General features: G+C 63.9%; 10 protein-coding genes. 5 read left to right on the forward strand and 5 right to left on the reverse strand.

What is annotated here, in order from left to right:
- Positions 1–3: 3 nt before the first annotated feature.
- The 3 genes from ACP146_RS16375 to ACP146_RS16385 all read right to left on the reverse strand — a co-directional run bounded on the left by ACP146_RS16375 (position 4) and on the right by ACP146_RS16385 (position 2,933).
- On the reverse strand, positions 4–567 hold the full coding sequence (locus tag ACP146_RS16375) for a TRAP transporter small permease (RefSeq protein WP_422367819.1): 564 nt from the start codon (positions 565–567) through the stop codon (positions 4–6).
- A gap of 115 nt (positions 568–682) precedes the next feature.
- Positions 683–1,678 (reverse strand): TRAP transporter substrate-binding protein, encoded by a 996-nt coding sequence (locus ACP146_RS16380; protein WP_422367820.1) that lies wholly within the window; start codon positions 1,676–1,678, stop codon positions 683–685.
- Between the two features lie 49 nt (positions 1,679–1,727).
- Positions 1,728–2,933 (reverse strand): pyridoxal-phosphate-dependent aminotransferase family protein, encoded by a 1,206-nt coding sequence (locus tag ACP146_RS16385; RefSeq protein ID WP_422367821.1) that lies wholly within the window; start codon positions 2,931–2,933, stop codon positions 1,728–1,730.
- A gap of 127 nt (positions 2,934–3,060) precedes the next feature.
- Here ACP146_RS16385 and ACP146_RS16390 point away from each other — a divergent pair, with 127 nt between their 5' ends.
- From ACP146_RS16390 to ACP146_RS16410, 5 genes are all read left to right on the forward strand, one after another.
- Positions 3,061–6,066, forward strand: a complete 3,006-nt coding sequence (locus ACP146_RS16390) for an FAD-binding and (Fe-S)-binding domain-containing protein (RefSeq protein WP_422367822.1) — start codon at positions 3,061–3,063, stop codon at positions 6,064–6,066.
- The gene (locus ACP146_RS16395) at positions 6,063–6,731 is read left to right on the forward strand and encodes a GntR family transcriptional regulator (protein ID WP_422367823.1); all 669 of its coding nucleotides are present in this window, start codon (positions 6,063–6,065) and stop codon (positions 6,729–6,731) included. The genes ACP146_RS16390 and ACP146_RS16395 overlap by 4 nt, the downstream gene beginning before the upstream one ends.
- Before the next feature lie 240 nt (positions 6,732–6,971).
- Positions 6,972–8,003 carry an ABC transporter substrate-binding protein gene (locus tag ACP146_RS16400; RefSeq protein ID WP_422367824.1) on the forward strand — a complete coding sequence of 344 codons (1,032 nt, stop codon included), beginning with the start codon at positions 6,972–6,974 and terminating at the stop codon, positions 8,001–8,003.
- Between the two features lie 4 nt (positions 8,004–8,007).
- A complete protein-coding gene (locus ACP146_RS16405) occupies positions 8,008–10,236 on the forward strand; it encodes an ABC transporter permease (RefSeq protein WP_422367825.1) in 2,229 nt (742 codons plus the stop codon).
- 19 nt (positions 10,237–10,255) lie between these two features.
- Positions 10,256–11,320: an ABC transporter ATP-binding protein gene (locus tag ACP146_RS16410; RefSeq protein ID WP_422367826.1), complete on the forward strand. Its 1,065-nt coding sequence runs from the start codon at positions 10,256–10,258 to the stop codon at positions 11,318–11,320.
- Positions 11,321–11,415: 95 nt separating this feature from the next.
- Here the strand turns inward: ACP146_RS16410 and ACP146_RS16415 are convergent, their stop codons facing one another.
- Positions 11,416–11,940: a hypothetical protein gene (locus ACP146_RS16415; RefSeq protein ID WP_422367827.1), complete on the reverse strand. Its 525-nt coding sequence runs from the start codon at positions 11,938–11,940 to the stop codon at positions 11,416–11,418.
- A gap of 169 nt (positions 11,941–12,109) precedes the next feature.
- A complete protein-coding gene (locus ACP146_RS16420) occupies positions 12,110–13,183 on the reverse strand; it encodes a saccharopine dehydrogenase C-terminal domain-containing protein (protein ID WP_422367828.1) in 1,074 nt (357 codons plus the stop codon).
- Positions 13,184–13,220 lie beyond the last annotated feature (37 nt).

A 13,220-nucleotide genomic window follows, 5' to 3' on the forward strand; every position in this document is an offset into this window, starting at 1 on the left:
GGATCAGCGCCGTTCCGCATTCTGCATCTCCTGTTCAACCTCTTCCTCGATCTCGGCGTGTTCCAGGGAGATGCCCGCCATGGTCCTGCGCCAGTAGTCCGGCAAGCTGAGCAGCTCGCAAATGATGAAGAGAGCGGCGCCGATAGGAATCACCGACTGGGTCAACTGAACCGGCACCCAGGTGAGCGAGACCAGCCGGTCGCCTTCCAGAATCTCCAGAACCAGCATGCCGGCCCAGGCCATCAGGATGAAGAAACCGAGGACGATTGCTTCGGCCAGGATCAGGGCCAAGCGGCGCAGTCGAGGCGGAAACGACAGCAGAACCGAGTCAAAGCCGATGTGGCGGCGCTTCAGGGCCGCCAGGGCGGCGCCGTAGTAGGTAATCCAGGAAAGCTGGATCGCCGCCACCTCGTCGTACCAACTGAAGGAATCGCCGGCCAACCGCACCAGCACCGCCGCGATGACCACTATGGTCAAGGCGATCATCAGGATGATGACAACCCATTCCAGCAACCACTCAAGGCTTCGTCTTGCCGCCGCAAGCACCGTTGCTATCTCCTTTGCCACGGGCAGGACCCGGGGTCAGTGAGCCCGCAGGGCGGGACCATCGAGAAGAGAGGTGAGAGATCGGCAGGCCGGGCTGCGCGACAACGCACAACCCGGCGCCTTACCGTTCAGGACCTTACGAGCCGTCCGCCAGACGCAGCACCGTGTCGATCAGATCCTTGCCGCCATCGACGCTGGACGCATACTCGTCATAGATCGGCTTGGAGGCTTCGACGAAAGCCGCCTTGTCGGCGGTGTTCACCTGAATGCCGCCGTCCTTCAGCTTCTGCAGCAGATCGGTTTCCAGGCGTGCGGCCTCTTCATAGACGAAGTCCTGGGTTTCCCGTCCGCATTGAACCAGCGCATCCTGAACGTTCTGCGGCAGCTTGGCGAAGTGCTTCTCCGACACCAGAACATAGGCCGGCGTATAGACGTGGCCGGTGATGGACAGATACTTCTGCACTTCCTGGAACTTCGCCGACCAGATCTGGGCGTAGGGGTTTTCCTGGCCGTCGATCACCTTGGTCTGCAGGGCCGTGAAGACTTCCGAAAAGGCCATCGGTGTGGGGTTCGCGCCGTAGAGCTTGAACATCTTCACCCGCCAGGCACCGTTGGGGGTACGCAGCTTCACGCCGGCCAGGTCTTCCGGCTTGTTGATCGGGCGGGTGTTGTTGGTGATGTTGCGAAAGCCATTCTCAAACAAACCGATGATGCGGTAGCCCTTTTCCTGGGCCGCCTTCTGGAAGGTGCTGTCCATCAGTTCGGCCTGGACCCGGCGCATGTGGTCGCGGTCCTGGATGATGTAGGGCATCTCGAAGACGCCGAAGACATCGGCGACCGAGGACATTACCGAAGAGGGCAATGCAAAATCCACCTGACCCAGCTTCAACTTCTGCAACAATTCCTTGTCCTTGCCGAGCTGGGAAGCCCCGAAGGTCTGCACCTCGGCGGCATCGCCCAGCGCCGTGTTGGAGCAGGCAGCAAAAGCATTCACGGAAGTCTCGAAAAGCGAGCCGGGCTGACCCACGTGGCCGAACTTCAGGGTCATCTTCTCGGCCATGGCCGGGCTTGCAAGAACGGAAATCAAGGCGGCCCCGCCGGCCGCTCCTGTCAGGATCTTTGCTAACTTCATGATGGTTCCTCCCGTTGGGTTTCTTTTTTATCTTCTTTGTTTTGGCCGGTTACTCAGCCGCCGAGGCGGACGTCTGTTCGCGTCCGCTTAGATAGTCCAGCGCCGCCTGGGCGCCGCCGCGCCGATGGGTGACGCCGGAAAGCTCCAGCCCCATCTCCACACCGGAGAGGGTGCCCATCAGCATCAGATCGTTGAAGTCGCCCAGGTGACCGATGCGGAAAACCTTGTCGGCGACCTTGGAGAGGCCGTTGCCGAGCGACATGTTGAAGTTTTCCAAGGTCGTCTTGCGAAAGGCATCGGCGCTCTGGCCTTCGGGCATCAGCACCGCGGTCAGCGAGCCGGAATAGTGACGCGGTTCCAGGCAGAGCACCTCCAGCCCCCAGGCCCGCACCGCGCGGCGTGCCGCTTCGCCATGACGCTGATGGCGCGCAAAGACGTTGTCGAGCCCCTCCTCCTGCAGCATATCGACGGCCTCCACCAGGCCGTAGAGCAGATTGGTCGCCGGGGTATAGGGGAAATAGCCCTTGGCGTTGGGTTCGGCCATCTCCTCCCAGGACCAATAGGCCCGCGGCAGGCCGGCGTTCTTCGAGGCCGCTTCGGCCTTGGCGCTGACGGCGTTGAAGGAAAGGCCCGGCGGCAGCATCAATCCCTTCTGCGAGCCGGCCACCGTGACGTCGACACCCCACTCGTCATGGCGATAGTCGATGGAGGCAAGCGAAGAGATGGTATCCACCATCAGCAGGGCCGGATGCCCCGCCGCATCGATGGCCCGGCGGATCTCCGGCACCTGGGTAACCGAGCCGGTCGAGGTTTCGTTGTGAACCACGCAGACGGCCTTGATCTCCTGCCCGCTGTCGGCGCGCAGGCGTTCCTCGATGGCTTCGGGATCGGCGCCGTGACGCCAGTCACCGGCGATGAACTCCGGCTGCAGGCCGAGGCGCTGGGCCAGGCGGTTCCACAGCGTCGCGAAGTGGCCGGTCTCGTACATCAGCACCTTGTCGCCCGGCGAAAGGGTGTTCACCAGCGCGGCTTCCCAGGCGCCGGTACCCGACGCCGGGTAGATCACGACAGAGCCTTCGGTTTTGAAGACCGCCTTCATGCCCTCCAGCGCCTTCATGCCGACATCGGCGAAGGCAGGGCCGCGGTGATCCATGGTGGGGAGATCCATCGCCCGCAGTACCCGGTCGGGCACATTGGTCGGTCCCGGAATTTGTAAGAAGTGACGGCCGGGCGAAGCCCCCTGGCGTCCTGACATCTAGTGTTCCTCCCTGCGCTCCGCTTTTCCCGAACGCCGCAGCGTTGCTCGATCGGAGGGCTTGCATCCGCCCGGATAAAGCGGATATGAATACTGAATACAAAATACAAATTTGAGGCGGCTGTCAATGGGCGCTGCAACGCGGGGAGACGAGAAAAGACCGGAAGGCGGCGGCTACACAGCCACGGGTCCGGCAGCGGATCTTGTTGCCCGGCTCGACGCGGCCCTGGAGGGCGAGGCCTACGGCGATGCTTTCTCCCGCGGCCGCTACGCCACCGACGCCTCGATCTATCAGATCATGCCGCGCGCCGTGGTGGTGCCCAGAACCATGGCGGACGTGGAAGCCACCCTGGCCATCGCCCGCGCGGCCGGTGTGCCGGTTCTGCCGCGCGGCGGCGGCACCTCGCAATGCGGCCAGACCGTCAACGATGCCGTCGTCATCGACTTCACCAAGCACCTGAACCGCATCCTCTCCGTCGATACGGTGAACGCAACGGCGGAGGTCGAGCCCGGTCTGGTGCTGGACCATCTGAACGCCGCCCTGAAGCAGCACGGCCTCTGGTTTCCGGTCGACGTCTCCACCGCCTCGCGCGCGACCCTGGGCGGCATGGCAGCGAACAACTCCTGCGGCGCGCGTTCCATCCGCTACGGCACCATGCGCGACAACGTGCTGGGGATCGATGCCCTGCTGGCCGACGGCAGCCGCATGGATTTCGGCCCGGTGCCCCAGGATCTGGCCGGGGTCAACAGCCCGAGCCCGAAACATGATCTGTTCCGCGAGCTGCTCGACCTCGGCCAGCGCGAGGCGGAAGAAATCAAGGCGCGCTTTCCCGACCTGATGCGCCGGGTCGGGGGCTACAACATCGATGCGCTGGTGCCCAACGGCCCCGCCAACAACCTTTCGCATCTGCTGGTCGGCTCCGAAGGCACACTGGCGGTCAGCGAGAAGATCAAGCTGCAGCTCGCCCCCCTGCCGAAGAACAAAGTGCTGGGAATCTGTCATTTCCCGAGCTTTTACGAGGCGATGGATTCGGCGCGCCATCTGGTCACCCTGGGCCCGACGGCGGTGGAACTGATCGACCGCACGATGATCGAGCTGAGCCGCGACATCCCGCTCTTCCGGCCCATTGTCGACCGCTTCGTGCGCGGCGAGCCGGAAGCCCTGCTCCTGGTCGAGTTCGCCGAAGAAGATCAGGACGAGAACCTCCGCCGCCTGCAGACCCTGGGCGATATGATGGCGGCGCTCGGTTTTCGCTGGGGCGATGCGGGCAAGAAGGACGGCGGCGTTGTCGAAGCCATCGACCCGGACTTCCAGAAACAGATCTTCGGCGTCCGCGCCCAGGGCCTCAACATCATGATGTCCATGAAGGCGGAGGGAAAACCGGTTTCCTTCGTCGAAGACTGCGCTGTGCGCCTGGAGGACCTGGCCGACTACACCCAACGTCTGACGGAGATCTTCCACAAGCACGGCACCACCGGCACCTGGTACGCCCATGCCTCGGTCGGCACCCTGCACGTCCGTCCGGTGCTGAATCTGCGCCTGGATAACGACGTGAAGGCGATGCGGGCCATCGCCGAAGAAGCCTTTGAGATGGTGCGCGAATACCGCGGCTCCCACTCCGGCGAACACGGCGACGGTATCGTCCGTTCGGAGTTCCACCGCGAGATGTTCGGCGACCGCATGGTCAAGAGTTTCGAGTGGGTGAAAGACCGCCTGGACCCGGACGCGCTGTTGAACCCCGGCAAGATCGTACGGCCGCCGAAAATGGACGACCGCAACCTGTTCCGCTATCCGCCCGACTACAAGGTGCCGGAACTGCGCAGCGTCTTTGATTGGGCCGGCTACCCCGGGGCCGGACGCGGCCTGCAGGGCGCGGTGGAGATGTGCAACAACAACGGCGCCTGCCGCAAGATCGGCGACGGGGTCATGTGCCCCTCCTACCGTGTCACCCGCAACGAGCGGGATCTTGTGCGCGGCCGCGCCAATACGCTGCGCCTGGCGATCTCCGGCCAATTGGGGCCTGAGGCCATGACCGCCGACGCCATGGCGGAGACCATGAAGCTCTGCGTCTCCTGCAAGGGCTGCCGCCGCGAGTGCCCGACCGGCGTCGATATGGCGAAGATGAAGATCGAGGTATTGGCGGCCCGCGCCGAAAAGCACGGCCTTTCCCTGCGCGACCGCCTGATCGCCAAGCTGCCGCACTACGCCCCCTGGGCGGCCCGCTTTGCCGGGCTGATGAATCTGCGCGACCGCCTGCCGGGCGCAGCGAAGCTTTCGGAAACCTTGCTCGGCCTCAGCGCCGAGCGCAGGCTGCCGCTCTGGCATAGCGAGCCCTACCGGCCTGATCCAGGGGAGAACGAGGCAGCGGAGGTCATCCTCTTCGCCGATACCTTCAACCGCTACTTCGAGCCGGATAACCTGCGCGCCGCCGAAACGGTGTTGCGCCGCGCCGGCCTGAAGGTGGGGCACGCCCTGCCGGAAAACAGCACGCGGCCACTGTGCTGCGGGCGTACCTATCTGGCTGCCGGGCTGGTCGAGGACGCCAAGGCGGAGATGCGGCGCACCATCGCGGCGGTGAAGCCGATGCTGGAGCGCGGCGGTTTCGTCGTCGGGCTCGAACCCTCCTGCCTCCTCACCTTCCGCGACGAGGCCCCGGCCCTGCTGGGCGACGACTGGTCGGTCGAACTTGGCAGCCGGGTCCTGCTGTTCGAGGAGTTCATCGCCCGGAAGCAGGAAGCCGGAGACTTCGACCTTCCCCTTGGGTCCTTGGCCCAGAACAAGGCCCTTCTGCACGGCCACTGCCATCAGAAAGCCTTCAACGCTGTTACACCGGTGCAGCAGGTTCTCGGCAAGATCCCCGGACTTGCGGTAGACTTGGTCGAGTCGTCCTGCTGCGGGATGGCCGGGGCTTTCGGCTATCAGGCCGAGACGCTGGAGGTTTCCCGCGCCATGGGCGAGCTCAGCCTGCTGCCGGCGGTGCGGGCGGCGGACAAGGATACGATTGTGGTGGCCGACGGCACCTCCTGCCGGCATCAGATCGCCGACGGCAGCAACCGGGAGGCGGTTCATGTCGCCGTGGTGCTGGAGCGCGCGAGCCGGGCCCCCGAGAGTCATGAGTTGGGAATGCAATGAGCCTGACGGAAACCATCGACCGCCGCCCGCTGCATCACGAACTGGTGGACCGGCTGCGTGACATGATCATCGAAGGCCAGCTTGAGGCGGGGCAGAAGATCTCCGAGAAGGCGCTCTGCGAGCGCTTCGGCGTTTCCCGCACCCCCCTGCGCGAAGCCGTGAAGATTCTCGCGGCCGAGGGCTTTCTGGACCTGACGCCGCACCGCGGCGCCTCGGTCGTGAAACTCACCCTGAAGGACTTCGAAGAAGCGCTGCCGATCATGGGCGCGCTGGACGCCGTCGCCGGGGAGCTGGCCTGCCAGAACGCGACGGAAGCCGAGATCGCCGAGCTTGAAGAGCTGACCGCGCGGATGACGGAGCGCTTCGAGGCCGAGGACCTTGCCGGCTATTACAAGCTGAATTCCCGCATCCACCAGCTGATCATGGAGATGGCGCGCAACCCGACCCTGACCCGCTCGACCCGCGTCCTGTCGGAGCGTATGCGCCGCGCCCGCTACGAACTGGTGATGTCACCGGCGCGCTGGGCCCAGGCCGTGGAAGAACATCAGGCCATGGTGAAAGCGATCAAGAACCGCAAGGGCGTGCAGCTCGGCCGCATCATGAAGGTCCATGTCATCCACAAGCTGCAAGACCTGCAGGCCCACCTCTTCGCCGACGAGCACTAGATCCTTCGCAGCTCCCGTCGAATCGGATCTCACCTGCTCTCTCCACGTCAGCAGCGGCCACCCAACCCCGCACTCCCCCTCAGGTTGGTCAGGACAGCAGCAATGCGAGCCTGGATTGCCGGACGGCGGCAATTCAATTTGCCCTGTGACATAAGTTTGCCAACAACCTGAAAATCCCGCACCATGCCCTTGTCACAAAAACTTCAAAAAACTGTCATGTGACGATAGGGAGGACACTCAATGAAAAGAACGTTCGTTTTGGCTCTGGGCGCTGCGGCGCTGGGGCTTGGGGCGGCCGCCTTGCCGGCGCAGGCAGCGGGCAAACTCACCTACTATTGCAGCGCCCAGGAAGACTGGTGCCAGTTGATGGCGCGGAGCTTCGAGGAAGCCACCGGCATCGACGTCAACATGACCCGCAAGAGCGCCGGGGAGACCTATGCCCAGGTCCGCGCCGAAGCGAGCAACCCCAAGGGCGATGTGTGGTGGGGCGGCACCGGCGATCCGCATCTGCAGGCAGCCGAGGAAGGCTTGACCGAGCCCTATGTTTCGCCGATGCGCGGCGAGCTGAACGACTGGGCCATCTCCCAGGCGAGCTCCGCCGATGACAAGACCATCGGGATCTACTCCGGCGCCCTGGGTTACGGCTACAACGAGGACCTGTTGAAGGCCAACAACCTGCCGGTTCCGGCCTGCTGGAAGGATCTGCTGAAGCCGGAGTACAAGGGCCACGTGCAGATGGCTAATCCGAATTCATCGGGCACCGCCTACACGACGCTGGCGACCATCGTGCAGCTCTTCGGCGAGGACGAAGGCTTTGAGTTCATGAAGGGCCTTCACAAGAACATCAACCAGTACACCAAGTCCGGTTCGGCCCCCATCAAGGCTGCAGGCCGCGGCGAAAACACCATCGGCATCGTCTTCATGCATGATGCGGTGAAACAGGCCGTCGCCGGATTCCCGATCAAGGTCGTGGCGCCTTGCGAAGGCACCGGCTACGAGATCGGCTCCATGTCGATCATCAAAGGCGCGCGCAATCTGGAGAACGCCAAGAAGTTCTACGATTGGGCGCTCTCCAAGGAAGCCCAGACCCTGGCCCTGCAGGTGAAGGCCTATCAGGTGCCGTCCAACAAAGCGTCGGAGACCTCGCCCAAGGCGCCGGATCTTTCGAGCATCAAGCTGATCGACTACGACTTCAACAAGTACGGCTCCAGCGAAGAGCGCAAGCGCCTCTTGAAGAAGTGGGACGACGAGGTTTCGACCCTGCCGCAATAGGACCTTGCGCAAGGTCGACACCCACCGCCGCGTCCACCCGACGATTGCCCTTTGGTTGATCGTCGGGTGGGTCGGCTTTTGCCTGCTTCCCTGGTACGGCATCGAAGACGGCTTCCTGTCGCTGATCTGGCTCTTTGACGGCTATCCCTTCGAGCCCGGCTATGCGCCGGGCCTCTTTCTTCTGCTCCAGGGCGAGAAGCTCTGGCTCGCACCCATCGTGATCGGCCTGCTGCTGCCGATCTTCGCCCTGGCGACCGCCAAATCGGCCAAGGCCCATTCCACCCTGCTGATCCTGGCCGGTGCCTTCGGCTTCGGCTGGCTGATCGCCCAGGGCTTCGGCATCGGGCTGCGGGGTTTTCAGTTCGAGTGGCTGGAAGCCCTGTTCGGCCCGCTGGGCGACCGTCAGTTCGGCATGGGGTACGGCGCGCTTCTGGCCGCCACGGCCTTTCTGTTCTTCTTCACCCAGGGCATCGCGGCACGCGGCGCGATCAACGGCGATGTCTTCGTCGTCGGCTCGATCGGCTTTGTTATCGCCATCGTCACCGTCTTCGTGTTCTTCCCGATCCTGAGTCTGCTGACCAGCGCCTTCATCACCGAGGACGGCGGCTATTCCGCTGGCGTGTTCATCGCCAAGTTCTTCGACGACAAACTCTGGGGCACGGCCTGCATGACCTTCTCCGGACGCTGCGGAGCGGCCTGGAACTCCCTGATCCTGGCGATCCTGGTCGGGGCTTCGACGACCGTCCTCGGGCTCTGCTTCGCGCTCATCGTGGCCCGCACCGGTTTCCGCTTCAAACGCGGCCTGCGGGCGCTGACGGTATTGCCCATCATCACCCCGCCCTTCGTCATCGGCCTCGCCCTGATCCTGCTCTTCGGTCTCTCCGGCACGGTGACGACCTTCGTGGCGGATCTTTTCGGCGTTCAGCCGACGCGCTGGGTCTATGGCCTGCCCGGGGTGCTGATTGCCCAGATTCTGGCCTTCACGCCCATCGCCTTTCTGGTGATGATCGGGGTGGTCGAAGGGGTCAGTCCCTCGATGGAGGAAGCCGCCCAGACCCTGCGGGCCAGCAAGTGGCATACCTTCAGAACCGTTTCCCTGCCGCTGATGCGGCCGGGCCTGGCCAATTCCTTCCTGCTCGGCTTCATCGAGAGTATGGCCGACTTCGGCAATCCGCTGGTTCTGGGCGGCAACTTCGATGTGCTCTCGACGGAGATCTTCTTTGCCATCGTCGGCGCACAGTACGATCAGGGGCGCGCCGCCGTCCTCGCCATCGTGCTGCTGGCCTTCACCCTCGGCGCCTTTTATGCGCAGCGCTTCTGGCTCGGCCGCAAGTCCTACACCACGCTGACCGGCAAGGGCGACGCCGGCGTCCATCCGCAGCTGCCGGCCCCCTTCGCCTTTGCCGTCGGCGCCATCGTGGCGGCCTGGACTTTCTTCACCATCGTCATCTACGGCATGATCTTCTACGGCAGCGTGGTGCAGCTCTGGGGCGTGAACAACACCCTGACGCTGAAGCACTACGTCACCGCCTTTGCCCTGCGCATCACCGAGGAAGGTATCCGCTGGACCGGGTCGGCCTGGGATTCCTTCTGGACCACAGTGCAGATCGCCGCCGTCTCGGCGCCCCTGACCGCCGCGGTCGGCCTTGTCACCGCCTACCTGCTGGTCCGCCAATCCTTTGCCGGCAAGAACGCTTTTGAGTTCGGCACCATGCTGTCCTTCGCCATTCCGGGCACGGTAATCGGGGTCAGCTATATCCTGGCCTTCAACGTGCCGCCGATCGAGATCACCGGCACCGGCGTCATCCTTGTCGTCTCCTTCATCTTCCGCAACATGCCGGTCGGGGTGCGTGCCGGCATCGCCTCCATGTCGCAGCTCGATCGCAGCCTCGACGAATCGTCGCTGACACTGGGGGCGAATTCCTGGCAGACGTTTCTGCGCGTCGTTCTGCCGCTGCTGCGCCCGGCGATCCTGGCCGCCCTGGTCTACAGCTTCGTGCGGGCGATGACAGCGGTTTCGGCGGTGATCTTTCTGGTCAGCGCCGAGTACGATATGGCCACCAGCTACATCATCGGCCGGGTCGAGAACAACGACTACGGCCTCGCCATCGCTTATTCGATGACCCTGATTTTCGTCATGCTAGGGGCCATCGGCCTTCTGCAACTGCTGGTCGGCAAACGCAGCATCGGCCGCCGCGGCCAACAGGCCCGCGCCGCGGTGACGGCAACCTAGCCAAGTGGAGCAAAGCCCCGTGCAATCAAACGCAGCTTCCGTGGTCTTCGAGAACGTCACCAAGACATTCGGCAAGGATGTGGTGGCGGTGGATGACATCTCGCTGTCGGTGGAGGCCGGCAAGCTGGTGACCCTGCTCGGCCCCTCGGGCTGCGGCAAGACCACCACGCTGCGCATGATCGCCGGCCTGGAAATGGCGACCAAAGGCCGCATCCTGATCGGCGACCGGGACGTAACACGGCTGCCGGCCACCGACCGCGATGTGTCGATGGTTTTTCAGTCCTATGCCCTTTTCCCCCACATGACGGTGCTGGAGAACGTGTCCTACGGCCTGAAGTTCTCGGGCTTCCCCAAGGCGGAGGTGCGCGAACGGGCGCTGGCCGGGCTCGACCTGGTCGGCCTGAAGGACTATGGCGCAAGGCTGCCGAGCGAGCTTTCCGGCGGCCAGCAGCAGCGCGTTGCGGTGGCCCGCGCCCTGGTCCTCGAACCCCAGGTTCTGCTCTTCGATGAACCGCTTTCCAACCTCGATGCCAAGCTGCGCCGTCAGGTTCGCGAAGACATCCGCGACATCCAGACCAAGCTGGGGCTGACCGTTGTCTACGTCACCCACGACCAGGAAGAGGCCCTGGCGGTTTCCGACCGGATCATCGTCATGAACCGGGCGGTCATCGCCCAGGACGGCGCGCCGCGCGATCTCTATGACGCCCCGGCCAGCCGCTTCGTGGCCGACTTCATCGGCGAGGCAAACATCTTCGACTGCACGGTGGAGAGCGTCAGCGACGGCGAGGCCGCAGTGGCCCTGGGTACTTACAGGACCGCCCTGCCGGCCCGCGGCATCAACCCCGGCAAGGCCTTCGTCGCCGTGCGGCCCAACCGGGTGGTCATCGCAGCGGGGGGTGCGGCCAATGCCATTCCCGGCGATCTGAAAAAGATCACCTATGTCGGGCGCCACCTCGAGTATTTCATCGATACCGCGCTGGGGCCGGTCTTCGCCGTCGATCCCGACGTCAACGCCGACTTCCAGCGCGGCCAGTCGGTCAGCGTGACCTTCGCGGAGCCCGGCCCGGTCCTGCTGAGCAACTGACGGCGGGCGGTCTCTCTGCCGGCGATTACAAACCGAAGGCCTGGACGCACCTCTTGATCATCGCGGAGGCCCGTAACCTCACCCCGAACCGCGCGTTATCCCGGATTGGATTTCCGGATCAGCCGTTTGAACTCGACCAGCAGAGACTCACTGGTGTTCGGGCCGGAAAGAACGCCGCGCCGTTTTCCGCTGCCGTCGAAGAGCAACAGGGTGACATGCGGAACACCGTGGGCGTCGGCCAGCGCCTGCCCGTCCGGATGACGGATATTGGCGACGACATATTGAATGTCGTCGTCGTCCAATTGCGACAACGCATCCCGGGCTTCGCTCTGCAAAGCGCGGCACAGCGAACACTGCGGATCGTGGATCTGCACCACGGTGGGAATGCCGTTGCCGATGCGCGACAGGTCCTGCTCGACAATGCCGGCGTGAACAGAGCGCGCAAGATACCAGCCGCCACCGCCGACGATGGCGAGGCCTGCAACGTTGTAGCCGATGTTCCGCAGAAAATCGCGGCGGCTGCGGATCTTTTTCTTTGGCCCTGACGAGCCCGCGGTCTGTTCGCCGAGGATACTCCCCTGCTTCTTTTTCGAGGCCGTCTTGCGTTTTTGTCGCTTCATAGCGGAATCCCTATCTGGCCGGCACCGCTCTGCGGCTGCCTGTTTCCCTTCCCTTAGGTCTGATTCACGGCGACAACCCTTGGCGCGCAACTATAGGCACACTGCGGCTGCCGATGCAGATCACTGATTCGTGACCGCCATGCAGGGATTGCTTGCCTGAGGCGCCGCCTCAGCCCGCCCTGTCGCCGTAGAGCTTGCCGGTCGGGGTCTTCAGGAAGGCTTCGAAGGGGATTTCCTCCTGCTTGATGAAGCCCTGGGACGGCAACTTGCCTTCGTTCACCATTTCGATGACCGCGCAGGCCGAGGCGGAGGTGGTCCAGGCAATGGCGGTCCAGGGTTCGCCGGAAACCTCGATCGGATAGTAGGCGCGCACGAACTCCTTGCGGTTCAGGCGGCCGTCGGAGATCCCCTCCGCCGCAACATGCACATAGACTACGTCGTCGTCGACCGGCGGCTTGGCGTTGGTCAGGATCTTGCCCGCCAGTTCGCGCTGTTCGCGCATCAACAGCTCATGGAAAAAGAAATTCATCATGTCGACATGGCCGGGATAGCGCATGGACTTGTAGTCCAGGTTCTCGATCCGGCCTTCGAAGGTTTCGCACATGGTGCCCAGGCCGCCCGAGGTGGTGAAGGCCTCCAGCTTCACGCCGCCGACGTAGAGGGTCTCGATCCACTCCATGGGGGAAACCCACTTGTGCTGTCCCTCCTCGATCACCTCGCAGTCGTTCAGGTACTCGTTCACCACCCCTTCCGGCGACCAGTTGAAGGCATAGCCCAGGTGCCCCGTCGGATGCTGCGGCAGGGCGCCGACGCGCATGCGCACCGAGCGCACGGTTTCGAACTGATCGGCCAGATGGGCGGCGACGATGCCGACGAAACCCGGCGCCAGGCCGCACTGCGGCGCCATCACGCCCTTGGACGTTTTGGCAAGTTCGCGGATCGCCTGGGTGGTCGGCACGTCCTCGGTCAGATCGAAGTAATGCAGCCCCTCCTGATGCGCCGCCGAGGCGATATTCTTGTTGAGAATGTAGGGCAGGCAGGAAATCACCGCGTCGTAGGGTCGCAGCAGCGCCGGCAAGCCCGCGACGTCCCCCAGATCCGCGCTGCGCACCTCAAACGGCGGCGTGCGGCGCAGCTCCCGCGTGTCGATGCCGGTCACCTGAAACCCGGCATTGGTCAACATACGCGCGGTCAGCGAGCCGACCTTGCCGAGCCCCAGCACGGCGATCTTCTGGATGGACATGAAAGCATTCCTCTTAACGGCAAGGAGGGTTAACAGC

The sequence above is a fragment of the Pelagibius sp. genome (assembly GCF_965249265.1).
GTDB lineage: Bacteria > Pseudomonadota > Alphaproteobacteria > Kiloniellales > Kiloniellaceae > Pelagibius.